Genomic DNA, 19,314 nt, shown 5'->3' with positions numbered 1-19,314 from the left:
TTTTTAGGAATGGAAATTACACTTGAACAGTTACTGATTGGATTCAGTGACACACTCTATATGGTTTTCTTCTCCTTACTATTCGCGGCCGTGATTGGATTGCCTTTAGGGATTTTACTCGTCATAACGAGAAAGGGTCACATTCTGGAGAATAAGTGGGTGTTTAATATATTGAACCCAATCATTAATATTTTACGCTCGGTTCCCTTCATTATTTTATTGGTGGCTTTGATTCCATTTACACGATTGGTTGTTGGATCGGCGATTGGAACGAATGCCGCCATTGTACCGCTTGTATTTTATGCAGGTCCTTATATTGCCAGATTGGTTGAAAATTCATTATTGGAAGTTGATAAGGGAATTATTGAAGCAGCTCAGTCAATGGGCGCGACTGAATGGCAGATCATTTTTCGGTTTTTAATACCAGAGGGACTTAGCTCTCTTGTTTTAACCTTTACAACAGCAACTATTGGGCTGGTTGGAGCCTCAGCAATGGCAGGGGCAGTAGGAGCTGGAGGAGTTGGAGATCTTGCCCTCACCTATGGTTATCAGAGGTTTGACACTAACACCATGATTGTAACCGTTGCGGCACTGGTAATCATTGTACAGCTTTTACAATCCATAGGTAATACGCTGGCTAGAAAAATAAGAAGACGATAAAGAAGGAGATGGAAAAAATGAAAAAACTTTTTCTTACTATTTTAATAATTGCATTTACTGTCGTAACAGCAGCATGTGGAAGCGATTCGAAAGGCAGTGCAAAAGAGGGCAGCTCTACCATTAAGGTTGGAGTAAGCAGCGGAGACACAAGAATATGGGATTATATTGCTGAACTCGCTAAGGAGAAGGGGCTCAATATAGAGCTTGTAAAGTTCAGTGATTATATTTTGCCGAATACAGCTCTAAATGATGGCGAAGTGGATGCTAACGCATTCCAGACCATTTCTTACTTTGAAGAACAAGTGGAAGAAAGAAAATTAGATCTTGAGCCACTAAGCTCTACTGTTATTGCACCAATGGGAATCTACTCAAATAAGCATAAGGATTTAAAGGAATTGCCTGATGGGGCTAAAATTGCTGTCCCTAATGAAGGTACAAATCTTGGCCGGGCGCTACTTCTTTTGCAGGAGGCTGGCTTCATTACACTAACAGATAATTTTGATGGAATAGGCTCTTTGGAAAAAATTAAATCAAATCAAAAAAATATTAAACTCGAACTGGTAGCTGCCGGGAATACACCGCGTTTTCTTGAAGATGTAGATGCATCTATTATAAACAATAACTTTGCGGTTGAGGCAGGATTGACATTAAAGGATGCCTTGTTCCATGAAAGTGCAACGGCCAAACCATACATTAATATTATCGCTATAAAAAAAGGGGATAAAGACCGCGCTGAGCTAAAAAAACTGGCAGACATCTATCATTCCGAGGAAGTGGAGGATTTTATCCTTAAAACATTTAAAGGAAATACCATTCCGGCTTTTGTTTCAATAGAAGAATTGGTTAATTATCAGGATGCCTGGACCAGCCCGGCAGTCGATCAATGAATTACTTCGGATACTAACATAGGTATAAGATTATTAGAGAGATTGGAGGCAGAGCAATGATTAAAAACGAAGGTCGCATTTTTCATAAAGATATTATCAATGAATATATAGATCAGCAGAAAAACAAATATATAAATATAAGCCACCAAATTCATGAAAATCCAGAAATAGGGAATGAAGAATTCTTTGCATCTGAAACACTGACCAAGGTATTAATCGATGCTGGCTTTGAGGTAACAAATGATATTGCTGGCCATAAAACTGGATTTTTAGCGAGGAAATCATCCTCAAAGCCGGGGCCTACGATAGCTTTTCTTGCCGAGTATGATGCGCTTCCTGGCCTTGGCCATGCATGCGGCCATAATATCATTGGCATCACCAGCGTAGCGGCTGGAATTTCGCTTGGTTTAGTACTCGAGGAAATAGGGGGAACGGTACTTGTTTACGGTACCCCGGCAGAAGAAGGGGGTCAAAATGGAAGTGCGAAGGGCAGTTATGTAAAGCATCAATTGTTTGACGGTGTGGATGCAGCTATTATCATTCATCCTTCTGGTCAAACGAGAACAACTCAGCCTTTCTTGGCTGTTAATCCCCTTGACTTTCATTTTTATGGGAAACCGGCGCATGCTGCGGCAGCACCAGAGGAAGGGATTAATGCACTTGATGCGGTCATCCAGTTATTTAATGGGATTGGCGCATTGAGACAGCAGCTGCCGACAGATATAAGGGTTCATGGCATTATTCCAAATGGAGGAGATGCACCTAATATCATTCCTGATTATGCCTCTGCAAGATTCTATATTAGAGCTTCAACTTGGAAAAGTTGTGAGGAAATATCGGAAAGGATTATTCAGATTGCCAAAGGTGCGGCGTTGGCAACCGGAGCCGATGTAAAAATAGAAAGATTTCAAAATGAAGTTCATGATTTCGTTCTGAACACGGCTCTTGATGAGGTACTTCGAGAAGAACTGGCAGCTCTAGGTGAGGAGGTTGTACAGGGTACGCGGAATGCATCCGGTTCAACAGATGCAGGAAATGTAAGCCATGTTGTTCCGACAGCGCATCCTTATATCAAAATTGGTCCGAATGATCTAATCGCCCACACAAAAGAATTTAGAGAGTGTGCTATATCAGAACTTGGAGACCAAGCCGTCATTACTGGTGCAAAAGCCTTGGCCAATACAGGTTATCGCCTTCTGACAAATCAGTCGTTACTGCAGAGGATTAAGGATGAATTCCTTAAAGCTAAAACAAGTGATATTTAAACAAGCCTAAATATCGACTTGCGGCAATATAAATTGAGTATCCACTGCCCTGTTCTTCTTTTAGTATTTTTAACTCATAAAGAAATTAAGTACCACATAATTCTAAATAAGGTAAAATTAGTGTATGTGTATTTCTAATTACCAATCGTGAGAAACAGGGGAGTGGATCATGGATGGCGATACTCATTACAGGTGGTGCTGGTTATATAGGCAGCCATGCGGCAGTTGAATTCTTAAAAGCGAATTATGATATTGTGGTGCTGGATAATTTCTCTAACAGTCATGTGGAAGCAATTGAAAGAGTGAAAGAGTTAGCTGGTAGGAACTTTCCTTTCTATAATATAGATTTAGTAGATAAGGAAGCTGTTGACCAATTGTTTGCAAAATATGATTTTGATTCAGTTGTCCATTTTGCCGGTTTAAAAGCAGTTGGTGAGTCCATTTCGATGCCTCTGAAATATTATGAAAATAATGTGACGGGTACCATCAGACTATGTGAAGTTATGGCGAAGCATCAGGTGAAGAAGCTGGTATTCAGCTCTTCTGCCACTGTATATGGTATGCCGGATCGGGTACCGATTGATGAGTCCTTTCCATTATCAGCAACCAATCCATATGGCCGTTCAAAATTAATGATAGAGGAAATCCTGTGTGACTTGCATGTTTCCGATCCAGAATGGAGTATCGCCTTGCTGAGGTACTTCAATCCTATAGGAGCTCATGAATCAGGAAGAATCGGTGAGAATCCAAGTGGTATTCCCAATAATTTAATGCCATATATCACACAGGTTGCCATTGGAAAAAGAGATAAATTATCCGTTTTTGGCAGCGATTATGAAACTCATGATGGTACCGGTGTTCGCGACTATATCCATGTAGTCGATTTAGTGAAGGGCCATTTGAAGGCATTGGAATATCTGCAGGGTAGATCTGGAGTAGAAGCATTTAATCTTGGAACAGGAAACGGATATAGTGTCCTGGACCTGGTGGATGCTTTCGCAAGTGTTAGCGGAAGGAAAATCCCTTACGAATTAGTGGAACGGAGGCCCGGTGATGTGGCTGTTAGTTACGCTGATTCCGTAAAGGCCGCAAAGGTACTGGTCTGGAAAGCAGAAAAGAGTCTGAAGGATATGTGCGCAGATTCATGGAAATGGCAAAGGCAAAATCCGAATGGTTATGATCAGACAATTATAAATTCTTAGTGAGAATTGGATGATGGAGTTGATGATTAAGCCCGATTCCATTTTCATTTACATATTGGGTAAACAGATAGCATCAAAGTTGCTATCAGCCATGTATTGAAATAACCTATTTAATAGAAGAGAGAGGGGGAAGCCACCTGAAAATCGCCTGTGTACAAATGGATATCGAGTATGGAAAGCCAAATGAAAATTTTAAGCATGTAACAGAGTCTATATCTGAGGCGGCCCAGAATGGTGCGGATTGTATTGTGCTACCTGAAATGTGGAATACAGGCTATGCACTGCAACAGCTGGGGGATCTTGCTGATCTTGAAGGAAAGGAAACGATTAAGCTACTTTCCTCACTGGCCTTAAAGTACAATGTCAATATTGTTGGCGGCTCTGTTTCTGTGAAAACCTCAAAAGGGTATTTTAATAGAATGTATGTATTCAATCGCTTTGGAGAGGTCATATCTGAGTATGATAAAGCTCATCTTTTTAACGTAATGGATGAACATCAATATCTTATAGCGGGACAAAAAGAGAATTTATTTAAGATAGATGGGAACATGAGCGGAGGCCTGATTTGCTATGATATCCGCTTTCCCGAATGGGTAAGAAAACATGCTTTGGCGGGAGCAAAGCTTATATTCGTAGTGGCAGAATGGCCGGAAGCAAGAGTGGATCATTGGGTAACGCTCTTGAAGGCACGAGCCATAGAAAACCAGCTATTTATTATAGCTGTCAACCGAGTCGGAAAAGATCCTAATAACACATTCGGCGGGTTTTCCATGGTTATCAATCCATGGGGCGATACAATTGCAATTGGTTCTACAGCAGAATCTATCCTTTATGCTGACTTAAACATACAGGAAGTCGATCAGGTACGAACTCGCATCTCCGTTTTTGAGGACCGAAGAGAGGATTTATATAATAGAAAAAAGTAAGCTTCAGACATACAATAAAAAGGAGACTCTTAAAAAAGAGCCTCCTTTGTTTATTATTTAGTTAAGGAATCTAGTACCAAATCGATTGTTTTAGCATTGGCCGTTTTAGCATTGGTTGTCCAGTTGCTGGAATCTTCAAATGTATAAACATTTCCTTTTTGGACAGCCGGAATGGATCTATAAATAGAGCTGTTTTCCAATGTTTCCATTCCTGGTTCGCCGCTCGCTGCAGCAATAAAGAGGTGGTCTGCATCCAAATCCGCTAATGCCTCAAGTGAAGTGCCCTGCCATGTTGCCTGTGCTTCACCAAGTTTACTAATATAAGTTGGCATCTTAATTCCTAAATCATTATAGAGTACATTTGAAGCGTAACGATCACCCTCGAAAACAAAGTACTGACCGCCTGTTACCCAAATCAGAGCGGCAGACTCATCTCCGATTTTCTCTTTAACTGCTGTTTTAGCTTCCGCAGCTTTATCCTCATAGTCTTGAATTGCTTTTTTTGCCTGATCTTCTTTACCGAACAACTCGCCCATTTTTGTCAGTAAAGTTCTCCAGTCAGCAGCATCTTCTTCCTTAAATACATAGGTTGGAGCTACTTTTTTGTATTCCTCATACTGGCCTTCCTGAATAGCAGCTTCAGATTCGAACATAATTAAGTCTGGTTCCGCTTCGATCACATCTTCTATCGGCATATCCCATGAAATCAAAGGAACATCCTTAAGTTCATCCTGTAAATAATTATGAACAGTTGTACCGATTGACCATTGAGCAGCAGGTTTAATGCCCAAAGTGACTAAATAATCCTCTAAATTTGGTGCCAGTATTCTTTTAGGGTCTTTAGGGAAGCTCATTTCACCGATTGCATCTGTAACCTTCTTGTCAGACTGCTCCTTGTTAGAAGTATCATTGTCATCATTTGAGCCACAGGCTGCAAGCAATAATACTGCACACAGCATGAATACCAGAAGACGTGTGTATTTATTATTTATTACCATTGCTATATCCTCCTTTAGTATGTAAAATAAATTCGTTACTATTAATGATAATCATTCTCATTTGAAGGGTCAAAGGAAATTCATACCTATTCATTTTAAGGTAACACTAGAAAGGTGGATTCCTTTGGACTACATATTATAATTTTGAAGGACTGAACGTACGTGCAGAAGAACGAGGATAGAAATATTCCATCTCGCAGGGAACGGATTGGCATTGTTCTCCCGCTGTCTTTTTTACTACTACTAGTTATTTTTATTACTTCATTAATAATTGGAACAAAAATGATAGACCTTTCAACAGTATGGGAGGCTTTGCTCCATAGAAATCCTGATAATGTGACACATCAGATTATTTGGGAAATCAGATTGCCGCGGGCACTGATGGCAGGCCTTGTTGGGGCATACTTAGCCATTTCTGGTGCTGTTATGCAGGCATTGACTAGAAATCCACTTGCTGAACCATCTCTTTTGGGAGTATCCAATGGGGCTGCATTTGCTTTAGTTTTATCATTAACGGTTTTCTCTGGATTATCCATAATGGGTTCTATTAGTGCATCCATGATTGGAGCAGGATTGGCTGTCCTATTGGTATTTTCTTTATCTGCCTTATCCAGAGGAGGGGTAACACCAGTTAAATTGGCTTTGGCGGGTATGGCAACTGGGATGTTTTTAAGTTCTTTGACAACCAGCATGGCTTTATATTTTGATGTCACGAAAAATATTAGCTTCTGGTATGCAGGTGAATTGGCGAATAGTCATTGGGTTGAGGTAAAAATAATTACAGCGGTTGGCTTAATAGGATTGCCTATTTTACTTAGTATTGCACATTCGCTTACGTTATTATCGCTTGGTACGGATGTAACGAAGGGGCTTGGGGTTAACATCAAGCTAGTCCGAGCTTTAGGAATTATCGTTATTTTATTACTGACTGGCAGCTCGGTTGCGGTCTCTGGGACGATTGGTTTTATCGGTCTTGTCATTCCTCATATAACCAGGATGTTGATTGGAACGGACTATAGAAAGTTACTGCCTCTCGCAGCTGTTCTCGGAAGTGCCTTGTTATTGTTGGCCGATGTTGCCTCAAGAGTGATTAATCCCCCATATGAAACTCCGGTTGGTGTTATGACAGCACTTATTGGAGTTCCTTTCTTCCTGTACCTTGTTCGCAGTGAAGGGAGGCAATTGTTTTGAAGAAGATTGCTAATTTGCCAAGAGTATGGATTGCTTTGTTCATACTAATTATTACGGTCAGTTTAATCAGTCTGAATATAGGAAAGGTCAGTATTTCACCAGCAGAGGTGTGGCAGACGATTGTGGGAAATGGAACAGCTAAGCAGGAGCTTGTTTTATTTGAGATCCGGTTGCCGGCTATCTTACTGGCTATTTTGGTAGGAGCAGGAATGGCTATATCGGGAGCAGTATTGCAAACAGTTGCTCAGAATGAATTAGCGGAGCCTGGGATATTAGGGATTAATGCAGGTGCTGGTCTTGCTGTATTAATTTATATTACTGTATTTCAATCTACGCTTGGCAGTCAGAGCCAGATAGGTACATTTATTATGCCTTTCTTTGCATTTGCCGGAGCCATGCTTACAGCCGTATTGATATTGGCATTATCATGGAAGAAAGGGCTGCACACGATTCGCCTTCTTTTAGTTGGAATCGGTATTAATGCTGGATTTTCAGCTGTCTTAACTGCCATGCAGCTCAGATTGAATCCGCATGATTTCATGAAAGCGATAGTTTGGTTATCCGGAGATCTTTGGGCTACACAGTGGAAATATGTGTGGGCCTTGCTGCCGTGGTTTTTAATCTTAATTCCATTTATTTTATATAAATCACACACACTAAATGTATTAAATCTTGGGAGTCTTGTATCGTCAGGACTGGGAATTCGTACAGAAAAAGAGCGCTTAGTTTTAATTGGTGCCGCAGTTGCATTGGCTGGGTTAGGTGTGACAGTTGGCGGGGGGATTGCTTTTCTTGGACTAATAGCACCCCATATTGCAAGGAAGCTTGTTGGTCCTAAACATGGGGCATTTTTACCAGCTTCAGCTATGATTGGAGCCCTTATTTTGCTGTTGGCAGATATGCTGGGTAAAAATATGTTCCGTGTCGATATTCCTTCAGGGGTAATCGTCTCTATTATCAGTGCTCCATATTTTATTTATCTCTTAATGAAATCAAAGTAGAGGAGGGGTAAACCTTTTGGAATTGTCAGCTCGGAATTTAAAAATAGGCTACGACGGAAATGTAATTGTTCCTTCACTGAATTTAGATATAAAAAAAGGAGCGATTACAGCCATTATTGGTCCAAATGGCTGTGGAAAATCGACTATTTTGAAGACAATGGCAAGATTACATCCAGCTATGTATGGATCAGTTATTTTAGATGGAAAAGATATTAAGAATACACCTACAAAGGAGATTGCCAGAAAAATGGCTATCCTGCCCCAGTCACCGGAAGCTCCTGCCGGTCTTTCTGTAACCGACTTGGTCTCTTATGGAAGAACTCCATATCAGGGCGGTTTCTCACGCTTAAATGAACATGACAGAGAAATGGTCGATTGGTCGATTCGTGTTACTGGATTAAGTGATTTTAAAGATCATGCAGTGGACTCCTTATCCGGCGGGCAACGTCAGCGTGCATGGATTGCAATGGCAATTGCCCAGGAGACGGGGTTATTGTTACTGGATGAACCAACCACGTATTTGGATATGGCTCACCAGCTGGAGGTTCTTGAGCTTTTAAAAAAACTGAATCACGAGGATGGCCGAACCATTGTGATGGTGATCCATGATTTGAATCATGCTAGCCGGTTTGCAGATGAATTGGTTGCGATTAAAAAGGGTCAGTTAATTTTACAGGGGAGTTCTAATGAAGTTATGAGTTCGGAAGTATTAAAAGAAGTATTCCAGATTGATGCTTCTATTGTAGAGGATCCCAGAACCGGTAAACCGGCAATCATTTCGTATGATTTAGTGAAATGATGAAAAATATGAGGGGGCTATGAGTGATGAAACACTGCAGTAAACAGTGTTTCATCACTCAAAAGCCCCCTGTTTATATAAATTCTGGATGCTACTCTAGCTTAAGCTTTTTAATCTTCTGGGTCAGGCTTGGTCCACACAGAAACACTGCCACCATTTACAGGGAATGTTGCCCAGCCTTCCTCGTCAATCTCAATCTTATCTGGTCGGTTGCTTGTACAATCAGTCCATATTTCTCCGGCACGTTCAGCTCCTACACACATTCTTTTTTCGCCCTCGTCACCGTTTGAAATAACAACAGCGCAGCCAGAGTTCTCCTTTTCTTCGGTTCCTAATCTTACCCACCCAATGGTATTTGGATGGTCAAAGTAATCGACCTGTCCTCCATAGGCTTTATGGACCCTTGCATAAAGAAGCGGATCAATCAGTTTGTTTTTTCTCCCAACTGGGTTTTCGCCGCCAACTCCATAATAATCCCCGTAAAAAACACACGGGTAACCGTCATGGCGAAGTAAGATGAGTGCATAAGCAGATGGTTTAAACCAATCTTCGATCCATGATTCCAGAGATTCTTCCGGCTGTGAGTCATGGTTGTCTACGAAGGTTACCGCATTTAAAGGATTAGATTCTACTAGAGTATTATGAAAAATGGTTGTAAGGTCAAAATCTCGTCCCATTTGAGAAGCTTGATGTAATTTATAGTGGAGAGGCACATCAAATAAATCAAGTGTATGATCAACTTTTTCTAAATACTCCTGGCATGCCCGTAAATCGGGATTCCAGTATTCTCCCACCATATAAAAGTCATCACCATGAGCTTCTCTCATTTCAATGGCAAATTCTTTAATAAAGGTATAATCAATATGCTTAATGGCATCTAAGCGATACCCCTCACATTTAATGGTTTCAGCGAGCCATCTTCCCCAATTTTTCATTTCATTTCGTACATCTGGAAGGCGATAATCAATATTGGCAAACATTAAATAGTCATAGTTTCCAAACTCTTTATCAACATGTTCATTCCAGCCTTTATTTTCACCGAGAATTTTAAATACACCTGTTCGAATGGTTCCTTCATCATAATCAGTTCCATTGAAATGCTCCATATTCCATTTGAAATCAGAATACGTATTACCGCGCCCGGGAAACGTGAACTTCGTCCAGCCATCGATATCAAATGGTTCCGATATCTCTTGTGTACGGTCATTCTGATCAACTTCTACAACCTTAAATCTCTCTGTTTCATCCGCACCTGCTTTATGGTTCATAACGATGTCTGCATACACACAAATATCATTTTCTTTGCATGCTTCAACTGCTTCTATCAACTCATCCTTCGTACCATATTTCGTGCGTACAGAACCATTTTGATCAAATTCCCCTAAATCATATAAATCATATATACCATAACCTGTATCTTCAGGTGTTTGTCCTTTCGTTGGGGGTGGGATCCAAACAGAATCTATTCCGCAGTTTTTTAATACTGGTGCTAATTCCTTCAACCGTTTCCAATGAGTACCATCAGGTAAAATATGCCACTCAAAAAATTGCATCATTGTATGGTTATGCCCCATTTGTACCACCTCGCATCTCTCTATTAGCAGCTTCAACTATAAAACAATATTTACCTATTTACCCGCTAAGCATACCTTTAGAAACATGAAATGAAAATATAATTAATAAATCGTATTTGTTGCGAGAAGTACGTCTCTTAAGATGGGAAAACAAATAGTCAAAATGAATAAGAATCAACATTCACACGGTGAATAAGAACGTTGGTGAATAAAATTATAATGCTGGCAAATCAACGATTATAAAGGCTTGATGAGGAAGTGCTACATTTTGCTCTTTTACCGAAACAATTAAATTATTAGTATAAAAATATTTCAGCAGGTAGGATGGAATATTTGTGATAAAATGTAAGGAATGTAAGCGGATAAATACATATCTGTGCAGATCAGGATGGTGAGGGAATGGAAACGATCGCTGAAAAGCATGTAAATCTGTATAAAGAGAGTCAGCGAGATAAAGGGCGCCTGCTAATTAGCTGTCCGGACAAAAAAGGAATTGTGGCAGCAGTATCTGATGTCTTGTTTAAACAAGGCGCTAACATCCTGGAATCAAATCAATATTCAACAGACAGTAATGGCGGTACGTTTTTTATGAGGATCGAATTCGAATGCCCTGATTTGGCTAAAAACGAGAAGAAACTAAAAGAAGAATTCCTTTCAATAGCGAATAAGTTTAAGATGAAGTGGGATATAATTTTTAACTATCACATAAAGAAAACGGCTATATTTGTTTCAAAGGAGCTCCATTGTTTAAGAGAGCTGCTATGGGAGTGGCAATCAGGAGATTTAATGACAGAGATTCCGATCGTAATCAGTAATCATCTGGCTGCTAAAGAGCTGGTAGAATCGCTGCACATCCCTTTTTACTATATACCTGTGTCGAAGGAAACAAAGGAAGATGCGGAGTTAAGGCAGAAGGAGCTGCTCGATAAACATCAAATCGATCTAATCGTGTTAGCGCGCTACATGCAAATTCTTTCGCCAAGCTTTGTTGAAATGTATGAGAATAAAATCATTAATATTCATCACTCCTTTTTGCCGGCGTTTATGGGAGCACGACCGTATGAAAGAGCGTTTGCACGTGGGGTTAAATTAATTGGAGCAACCAGTCATTATGTAACAGATGATTTAGATGAAGGGCCCATCATTGAACAGGATATTATGCGGGTTAATCATCAGGATAATATTCAGCAATTGAAGAAAATAGGACAATCCATTGAAAGAAATGTGCTGAGCAAAGCTGTGAAATGGCACTTACAGGACAGGATTATTGTTCAGGGGAATAAGACAATTGTTTTTTAGGTCAATAAAATAAAAGAGTGAAAATTAGTGGAAAACTAGGGGACCAAAATGGAAGCGGATAAAAAAAGTAAAGTGATAGAAGCTGCTAAACTTTATTATTTACTGGATTATACACAGAATGAAATTGCAAAAAAACTCGGTGTTTCAAGGCCTACGGTGTCACGTATGCTGCAAACGGCTAAAAGAGAAGGGATTGTCCAAATTAAAATAGATGATATGGAAGAAAATTTGGAGAATCTTGAGGTTAAACTTGAAGAAAAATATAAGTTAAAAAAGGCAGTAGTAACACCTGTACCACAATATGAGGATCACACTATCAAAACTTCTATTGGATTAAAGGCTGCAGAATATCTTGATACAATTGTTAAGGATGATGACATTATAGGAGTGACATGGGGAACGACTCTCTATCATGTGGCAGTGGAGTTGAAGAAAAAGGCAGTAAATAATGTGAAGATTGTGCAGCTTAAAGGTGGAATCAGCCATTCCGAGACGCATACCTATGTATCAGAAATTCTATATTTATTCGGGAAGGCTTTCCGTACTACTCCATTGCATTTACCTTTACCGGCGATTGTCGACCAGGTAGTTGTTAAACAAGCAATGATGGCAGACAGACATATTAAAGGAATTATTGAAACTGGAAAAGAAGCTAATATTGCATTATTCACATGTGGGCCGGTTAAACCAGAATCTCTGCTCTTTAAGCTTGGTTATTTTACGGAAGAAGACTTGGAGATGCTTTATTCTAAGGCTGTGGGTGATATTTGTTCACGCTTTTTCGATTCAAAGGGAAATATATGTAACAACTCATTGAACGAACGTACTTTGGGAATTGACCTTGAAGAGCTGAAGGAAAAAGAATATTCGATATTGGTTGCCGGCGGTACTCAAAAGGTAGATTCCATTCACGCGGCTCTAAAGGGACAATTCGCCAATGTATTAATCACCGATCAATATACGGCAAGGTTTATTTTGGATAAATAAATATATCACCTATATATGAATATGGTTCTAACCTCCTGTTTATCCTAATAGGAGGTTTTTAGTGTTAAAAAATGGATAAAGGGGTCAATAAGGATACACCTACAAAATGTTTTACATTTGTTCACACTTTAATGTTACTTTTGTTCAATTAATATGGTATAGTTAGTTTTGTAAGTGCTACCAATATTTTCACTTACATGGTTATTCCAAGTAATGGTGGCTATTTTACGATAATTCAAAAATGAGGTGTAAAATCATGAGAATGGTTGACGTTATTGAAAAGAAACGTAACGGTCATGAGTTGAATAAAAGTGAAATCCAGTTTGTTATTGAAGGATTTACGAATGGAAGTATACCCGATTATCAAATGTCAGCATTTGCTATGGCGATTTATTTTCAAGGTATGACTCAGGAAGAAAGAGTTAACCTAACTGAGCTAATGGTTGAATCAGGAGATCAAATTGATCTTTCACAAATAAAGGGCGTAAAAGTAGACAAGCATAGTACTGGTGGTGTTGGTGACACAACTACACTTGTGTTGGCACCTTTAGTAGCAGCACTTGGAGTACCGGTTGCAAAAATGTCCGGACGTGGTCTAGGTCATACAGGCGGAACCATTGATAAGCTGGAAGCTGTTCCAGGATTTCATGTAGAAATTTCAAATGAGGATTTTATTAATCTTGTAAATAAAAATAAAATTGCTGTTATTGGACAAAGCGGTGACTTAACACCAGCTGATAAAAAACTATACGCATTACGTGATGTAACAGCAACAGTTGATTCTATTCCTCTAATTGCAAGCTCCATCATGAGCAAGAAAATTGCAGCTGGAGCAGATGCTATTGTCCTGGATGTTAAAACAGGCGATGGGGCATTCATGAAAAACCTTGATGATGCAAAAGAATTAGCAAGAGCAATGGTTGATATCGGGAATGGAGTTGGCAGAAATACAAAAGCTATCATTTCAGATATGAGTCAGCCACTTGGATTTGCAGTTGGTAATGCATTGGAAATTAAAGAAGCTATCGACACATTAGTAGGTAAAGGTCCGGCTGATTTACATGAACTATGCTTAACTTTGGGAAGCCATATGGTCATACTAGCTGGTAAAGCTGAAACAACTGAAGAGGCACGTGGCATGCTTGAGGAAGTTATGCATAATGGAAAAGCGCTTGAAGTATTCAAAACATTCCTTGCTTCACAGGGCGGGGATGCATCTGTGATAGATGATCCATCCAAACTTCCAACGGCTAAATACCTTATTGAAGTCCCTGCAAAGTCTTCTGGATATGTTGCTGGTATTCAGGCGGAGGAAATTGGTGTTGCTGCCATGATGCTTGGAGCAGGCCGTGCTACGAAAGAATCTGTAATTGACTTGGCTGTTGGAATTGTTTTGAATAAAAAAGTTGGCGATGAAGTTGCGGAAGGCGAATCACTTGTAACTGTACATTCCAACTCAGAAGAAATTGCCAATGTATTGGAAAAAATTTACGGAGCATACAACATCAGTACTGAAAAAGTACAGGCTCCAACATTAATTTACACAGAAATTCATTAATATAAGCTTTTGGAAGGCAGGAATTAAGACATGACTACAAAATTAACATCTTTAATCGACCATACGTTATTAAAAGCGGATGCTAGAGAAGAACAAGTAAAGACAATTGTTGAAGAGGCAAAGGAATATAAATTTGCATCTGTATGTGTGAATCCAACATGGGTAAAAAAATGTGCAGAAATGCTAAAAGATACACCCGAAGTAAAAGTATGTACAGTCATTGGTTTCCCTCTTGGAGCGAATACTCCTGAAGTAAAAGCATTTGAAACTACTAATGCAATCGAAAATGGTGCAGACGAAGTCGATATGGTAATCAATATCGGTGCTATGAAGGATGGCCGTTATGATGAGGTTGAAGCTGATATTAAAGCAGTAGTTGATGCAGCAAAAGGTAAAGCATTAGTAAAAGTGATCATCGAAACATGCCTATTAACAAAAGAAGAAATTGAGAAAGCATGTCAGCTGGCTGTTTCTGCTGGTACAGACTTTGTTAAAACATCAACTGGATTCTCTACAGGCGGAGCAACAGTGGAAGACATCGCTCTAATGAGAAAAACAGTTGGAGCAGAAATCGGCGTTAAAGCTTCCGGCGGCGTTAGAAGTCTTGAGGATGCAAAAGCGATGACAGAAGCTGGTGCTACACGTATTGGTGCAAGCTCTGGAGTCTCTATTGCAAAAGGCGAAACAGCAAATTCAGACTATTAATTAATTGAAGAAGTTTGTGGGAGGCCCCCTAATGGATAAAAACAGTTTAATTCAAGAAGCAATCGAAGCACGTAAACAGGCATATACACCTTATTCTAAATTTAAGGTGGGAGCAGCTGTCTTAACTACAAGTGGACATGTTTTCCGTGGATGTAATATCGAAAATGCATCATACGGCCTGACAAATTGCGCTGAACGCACAGCCATATTTAAAGCTGTTTCAGAAGGTGAACCAAAAGTAGAGGCAATTGCTATTGTTGCCGATACGGAAGGTCCGGTTTCACCATGTGGAGCTTGCCGACAAGTAATAGCTGAGTTTAGTGATAACAATACAAAAGTCTATCTATCCAACTTGAAGGGTGATCTGTTGGAGACTTCAATTGCAGAATTACTGCCAGGATTTTTTAAATCGACGGACATGGGGAAATAAAGTGAAACTAATGCTTCGGTGGGGTACCGCCGGCCAATAGTTGAACGGGATAATTTAAATCATTAACCAAGAGCGTTTCCGGCTCCAATCTCTAAACAGGTAGTATTGGAGCCGGATTCTGTAAAGTAGAATGGGTTTTTTAGTTAAGGTGTACACGTAAAATAATCTAAACATCTTAGTGGAGGAATTATGAAATATTTAATTTCAATCATCGGGTTACTTGCAGTGGTAGGGTTGGCTTTGTTAGTGAGTTCAAACAGGAAACAAATCAAGTATAAATATATTGGGATAATGGTTGTTATTCAAATTGCGTTAGCAGCTTTATTATTAAATACTAAATTCGGCTTTGTTTTAATCCAAGGGATTGCCACCGTATTTGGATATTTACTGAAATTTGCAGAAGCAGGGGTATCATTTGTGTTTGGCGGAATGGCAAATGAAGGAGAAGCACCATTTTTCCTTACAGTACTATTGCCAATTGTTTTTATATCGGTATTAATCGGAATATTACAGCACTTTAAAATACTTCCTTTTATTATGAAGGGAATTGGTCTTCTGTTAAGTAAAGTGAACGGAATGGGTAAACTTGAATCATACAATGCAGTTGCCTCAGCTATGGTCGGACAATCAGAGGTATTCATAACGGTGAAAAAACAATTGGGGCAATTACCGCCTCACCGTTTATATACTTTATGTGCATCGGCTATGTCTACAGTTTCAATGTCGATTGTCGGCGCATATATGACAATGATCGATCCTAAATATGTCGTAACCGCTTTAGTGGTCAATCTATTTGGTGGATTTATTATTGCTTCACTGATCAATCCTTATGAAGTTGATGATAAAGAAGATATTCTCGTTGTAGCAGAAGAGGAAGAAAAACAAACCTTTTTCGAGATGATTGGTGAATATATCATGGATGGCTTTAAAGTCGCAGTTACCGTAGGAGCCATGCTAATTGGTTTCGTGGCGTTAATGGCGTGTATAGATGCCTTGTTTGATATGACTATTGGTGTATCCTTCCAACAAATACTTGGATATATCTTTGCACCATTTGCCTTCATAATGGGTGTACCATGGTCGGAAGCAGTATCCGCAGGTGGAATTATGGCTACTAAACTAGTAACTAATGAGTTTGTTGCGATGATTAGCCTGACAGAAATAGCAGATACATTTAGTGAACGTACACTGGGAATTATCTCTGTATTCCTTGTTTCCTTTGCAAACTTCTCCTCAATCGGAATTATATCCGGTGCAGTGAAAGGTCTACATGAAAAGCAAGGAAATGTGGTAGCGCGTTTTGGCTTAAAATTACTCTTTGGAGCTACGCTTGTAAGTGTATTATCCGGTATTATTGTAGGCTTGGTTCTCTAGTTATATAAATATAAATTAGAAAAAAGCAGATTCGTGCGAATCTGCTTTTTTTAATAGGTTTGAAAGTTACAGTATTGCGCAGAAATTATCCCCTTAACGGCTTTATACGTAAAGGAGTGGTCAGACCAGATGCCTTGCTAATACTGGAGGCTATTGTGTATTGAGCAGCATAATAAGTTGACATGATTAAAAAATGCGAGTATGGAACATCAGATATAAACATATTCCATGATAATATAGTGTCAGAAATGACGAAGAGCAAGCTGCCGATTATCGCATATAAATTCCCCGTCATGAAGGCTGCCCATGCCATAAAAGAAATAGCGCCAATATAGATAACAACAGGAATAATTAATCCATCATTTCCCGTCTCTTGAAGGGCATTTATAAGTTTATTGCCTATGATCAGGTCAAATGCAAGGAGCGGAAAAATGGATAAAAGGCGAATTTTAGAGAAATTCCATCTCCTTAGAAAGCCTGCGATATAAATGATATGTCCGATCAGAAAGAAGCTTAGCCCAATTATAAACCAGTGAAGCAGCCCATCACCGAGCATACAAAAAAACAGTCCGGTAAGGATGAGTCCTTTATTTTTGTGTCCTTCAGCAGGTTTTTGAAGATAGGCAAAGTAGATAATTAACCACATTGGAATGAGCTTGAATAGCAATTTGATTCCAAACGGCTCAGCTGGAATGAAAAAAATATAGATAATACTCATTACTAAAATGAGAAGAGTAAGTAATTTAACCTTCATGTAATTCCCTCCTTCCTGTGAATGTAACATAAAGTATTTGATGGAGATAGCGGAAAATCCTTCATTTTACTTAGTATTAGTTTTGAGAGGAAGGCAGTTTTCGATATACTGTAAGTAGAAAAGATTAAAAGAGAGTATGTGAAATATAGATGAGTTCAAGTAATAAGGAAATAATTTGTGAAGTAAAACCAAGAGATAGCAAAAAATTAAGAAATGGATTTCCGCTTATTTTAAAGGAGGCTATTGTGTCTCCTCAAAAACTGCAGGAGGAAGGTCAAATTCTTAAGCTTGTTGATGATTCAGGTCGCTTTATTGCCAAAGGATATTTTGGAAAGCAGAATAAAGGATATGGCTGGGTATTAACAAGACAGGAAAATGAATCTATTAACCAAGCGTTCTTTGATGAAAAAATTCGAAAGGCTCTGGATAAGCGAGCGCACTATTTCCAACAAGAAGATACAACAGCTTTCCGTGTGTTCAATAGTGAGGGTGACGGAATTGGCGGTCTCATTATTGATTTTTATGATGGATATTTTGTCATTCAATGGTATAGCCAAGGGATCTACTCATTTAAAAGATATGTTTTAGAGTCTTTACGCAGATTAACAGATTTTAAAGGAATCTATGAAAAAAAACGTTTCGATACAAAAGGAAAATACATTGAAGATGATGATTTTGTTGAAGGGCAAGAAGGTGAGTTTCCAATCATCGTAAAGGAAAATGGCGTGCATTTTGCAGTCAATCTGAATGATGGTGCTATGGTAGGTGTTTTCTTAGATCAGCGTGATGTACGCAAAACAATCCGGGACCACTATGCTAAAGGAAAGACAGTTGTAAATATGTTTTCTTATACGGGAGCATTTTCTGTGTTTGCGTCATTAGGTGGAGCGAAAAAGACGACCAGTGTGGATCTTGCCAATAGAAGCCGGGCGAAAACGATTGAACAGTTCAGTGTAAATGGAATTGATTATGAAGCACAGGATATCATCGTAGAGGATGTATTTAAGTATTTTAAATATGCACGCAGAAAAGAGCTAAAGTTTGATATGGTTATTCTCGACCCGCCAAGCTTTGCCAAGTCGAAGAAATTCACCTTCAGCGCAGCAAAGGATTATACAAATCTGCTGAAGGAATCAATCGCAATCACGGAAAAAGGTGGTCTGATTGTTGCTTCAACAAATTGCAGTCTGTTTGGAATGGATAAATTCAAATCTTTTATCGATAGTGCATGTAAGGAAATGCATCAGAAATATAAAATTGTTGAAGAATTTTCACTGCCTGATGATTTTAGAACAATCAATGAATACCCAGAGGGTAATTACTTAAAAGTAGTGTTTATCCAATTAGCAAGATAATAAAAATGGCCTCGTAATGAATATACGAGGCCTTCTTTTTAGAAAAATAAAGCTCCGAGAGCAAAGCCGGTAATAAGGCCAAGTCCAACTGGATAGCCCCAGCCTCCTCCGCCCCAGCCCCAATAGCCATAGCCATTCTGACCGCCATGTGGCTTAATCCATACATGGCTTCTAGTGACTCTTGTGATTGTCCCGGCATGAACACGATTATGACGGTCAGTTATGCGCACATTTCGACCAATATGTTTATTGCATAGATTGTAATAGTTCATTTACCTGATGCCCCTTTCGAATAATGTCTTCTTTGTATTGTATTGATAGATGGACAACTTGACTGTTTGTTTACCTA

19 protein-coding genes are annotated in these 19,314 nt (G+C 39.2%); 15 read left to right on the top strand and 4 right to left on the bottom strand.

From position 1 onward, the window contains the following. Positions 1–9 precede the first annotated feature (9 nt). From AC4BHP_RS14165 to AC4BHP_RS14145, 5 genes are all read left to right on the top strand, one after another. On the top strand, positions 10–660 hold the full coding sequence (locus tag AC4BHP_RS14165) for a methionine ABC transporter permease (RefSeq protein ID WP_066109774.1): 651 nt from the start codon (positions 10–12) through the stop codon (positions 658–660). A 17-nt stretch (positions 661–677) separates the two neighbouring features. After that, positions 678–1,547: a MetQ/NlpA family ABC transporter substrate-binding protein gene (locus AC4BHP_RS14160; RefSeq protein ID WP_490552936.1), complete on the top strand. Its 870-nt coding sequence runs from the start codon at positions 678–680 to the stop codon at positions 1,545–1,547. Between the two features lie 56 nt (positions 1,548–1,603). Beyond that, the gene (locus AC4BHP_RS14155) at positions 1,604–2,812 is read left to right on the top strand and encodes a M20 family metallopeptidase (protein WP_066109570.1); all 1,209 of its coding nucleotides are present in this window, start codon (positions 1,604–1,606) and stop codon (positions 2,810–2,812) included. 173 nt (positions 2,813–2,985) lie between these two features. Continuing rightward, the gene (galE, locus tag AC4BHP_RS14150; RefSeq protein WP_490552933.1) at positions 2,986–4,014 is read left to right on the top strand and encodes a UDP-glucose 4-epimerase GalE; all 1,029 of its coding nucleotides are present in this window, start codon (positions 2,986–2,988) and stop codon (positions 4,012–4,014) included. A 137-nt stretch (positions 4,015–4,151) separates the two neighbouring features. After that, positions 4,152–4,940, top strand: a complete 789-nt coding sequence (locus AC4BHP_RS14145) for a carbon-nitrogen family hydrolase (RefSeq protein WP_139892045.1) — start codon at positions 4,152–4,154, stop codon at positions 4,938–4,940. 53 nt (positions 4,941–4,993) lie between these two features. On the opposite strand, the gene AC4BHP_RS14140 is transcribed toward AC4BHP_RS14145, so the two are convergent. Beyond that, positions 4,994–5,938, bottom strand: coding sequence for an ABC transporter substrate-binding protein (locus AC4BHP_RS14140; RefSeq protein WP_066109564.1), 945 nt, complete (start codon positions 5,936–5,938; stop codon positions 4,994–4,996). Positions 5,939–6,100: 162 nt separating this feature from the next. Between AC4BHP_RS14140 and AC4BHP_RS14135 the strand changes: the two genes are divergently transcribed. From AC4BHP_RS14135 to AC4BHP_RS14125, 3 genes are read left to right on the top strand one after another with little or no spacing between them, the layout of a single operon-like run. Beyond that, a complete protein-coding gene (locus tag AC4BHP_RS14135) occupies positions 6,101–7,129 on the top strand; it encodes a FecCD family ABC transporter permease (protein WP_066109560.1) in 1,029 nt (342 codons plus the stop codon). Continuing rightward, positions 7,126–8,130 carry a FecCD family ABC transporter permease gene (locus AC4BHP_RS14130; protein WP_066109556.1) on the top strand — a complete coding sequence of 335 codons (1,005 nt, stop codon included), beginning with the start codon at positions 7,126–7,128 and terminating at the stop codon, positions 8,128–8,130. Before AC4BHP_RS14135 ends, AC4BHP_RS14130 begins: the two co-directional genes overlap by 4 nt. Positions 8,131–8,146: 16 nt before the next feature. Beyond that, positions 8,147–8,929 carry an ABC transporter ATP-binding protein gene (locus tag AC4BHP_RS14125; protein WP_490552929.1) on the top strand — a complete coding sequence of 261 codons (783 nt, stop codon included), beginning with the start codon at positions 8,147–8,149 and terminating at the stop codon, positions 8,927–8,929. Between the two features lie 110 nt (positions 8,930–9,039). On the opposite strand, the gene AC4BHP_RS14120 is transcribed toward AC4BHP_RS14125, so the two are convergent. Continuing rightward, a complete protein-coding gene (locus AC4BHP_RS14120; RefSeq protein WP_139892048.1) occupies positions 9,040–10,503 on the bottom strand; it encodes an alpha-amylase in 1,464 nt (487 codons plus the stop codon). Between the two features lie 399 nt (positions 10,504–10,902). Here AC4BHP_RS14120 and purU point away from each other — a divergent pair, with 399 nt between their 5' ends. The 6 genes from purU (at position 10,903) to AC4BHP_RS14090 (ending at position 16,856) form a co-directional block, all read left to right on the top strand. Next, positions 10,903–11,802 (top strand): formyltetrahydrofolate deformylase, encoded by a 900-nt coding sequence (gene purU / locus AC4BHP_RS14115; protein ID WP_139892049.1) that lies wholly within the window; start codon positions 10,903–10,905, stop codon positions 11,800–11,802. 48 nt (positions 11,803–11,850) lie between these two features. Further along, entirely contained in the window at positions 11,851–12,789 is a 939-nt protein-coding gene (deoR, locus tag AC4BHP_RS14110; protein ID WP_148630355.1) for a DNA-binding transcriptional repressor DeoR, read from the top strand. 256 nt (positions 12,790–13,045) lie between these two features. Continuing rightward, a complete protein-coding gene (locus AC4BHP_RS14105) occupies positions 13,046–14,347 on the top strand; it encodes a pyrimidine-nucleoside phosphorylase (RefSeq protein WP_139892051.1) in 1,302 nt (433 codons plus the stop codon). A gap of 30 nt (positions 14,348–14,377) precedes the next feature. Beyond that, complete coding sequence (gene deoC, locus AC4BHP_RS14100; protein ID WP_139892052.1) at positions 14,378–15,052, top strand: deoxyribose-phosphate aldolase; 675 nt, start codon at positions 14,378–14,380, stop codon at positions 15,050–15,052. 31 nt (positions 15,053–15,083) lie between these two features. Continuing rightward, positions 15,084–15,482 carry a cytidine deaminase gene (locus AC4BHP_RS14095; RefSeq protein WP_066109535.1) on the top strand — a complete coding sequence of 133 codons (399 nt, stop codon included), beginning with the start codon at positions 15,084–15,086 and terminating at the stop codon, positions 15,480–15,482. A gap of 189 nt (positions 15,483–15,671) precedes the next feature. Further along, complete coding sequence (locus AC4BHP_RS14090; RefSeq protein WP_139892053.1) at positions 15,672–16,856, top strand: NupC/NupG family nucleoside CNT transporter; 1,185 nt, start codon at positions 15,672–15,674, stop codon at positions 16,854–16,856. An 85-nt stretch (positions 16,857–16,941) separates the two neighbouring features. Here the strand turns inward: AC4BHP_RS14090 and AC4BHP_RS14085 are convergent, their stop codons facing one another. Beyond that, entirely contained in the window at positions 16,942–17,610 is a 669-nt protein-coding gene (locus AC4BHP_RS14085; RefSeq protein WP_490552925.1) for a lysoplasmalogenase, read from the bottom strand. Between the two features lie 149 nt (positions 17,611–17,759). Here AC4BHP_RS14085 and AC4BHP_RS14080 point away from each other — a divergent pair, with 149 nt between their 5' ends. After that, a complete protein-coding gene (locus tag AC4BHP_RS14080) occupies positions 17,760–18,965 on the top strand; it encodes a class I SAM-dependent rRNA methyltransferase (RefSeq protein WP_148630359.1) in 1,206 nt (401 codons plus the stop codon). Positions 18,966–19,003: 38 nt separating this feature from the next. Here the strand turns inward: AC4BHP_RS14080 and AC4BHP_RS14075 are convergent, their stop codons facing one another. Continuing rightward, positions 19,004–19,237, bottom strand: coding sequence for a hypothetical protein (locus tag AC4BHP_RS14075; protein WP_066109526.1), 234 nt, complete (start codon positions 19,235–19,237; stop codon positions 19,004–19,006). Between the last annotated feature and the right edge of the window lie 77 nt (positions 19,238–19,314).

The organism is Pradoshia sp. Z4_20, assembly GCF_058216035.1.
The sequence above is the reverse complement of the archived record's forward strand: the minus strand, read 5'-3'. Positions and strand labels throughout refer to the sequence as shown.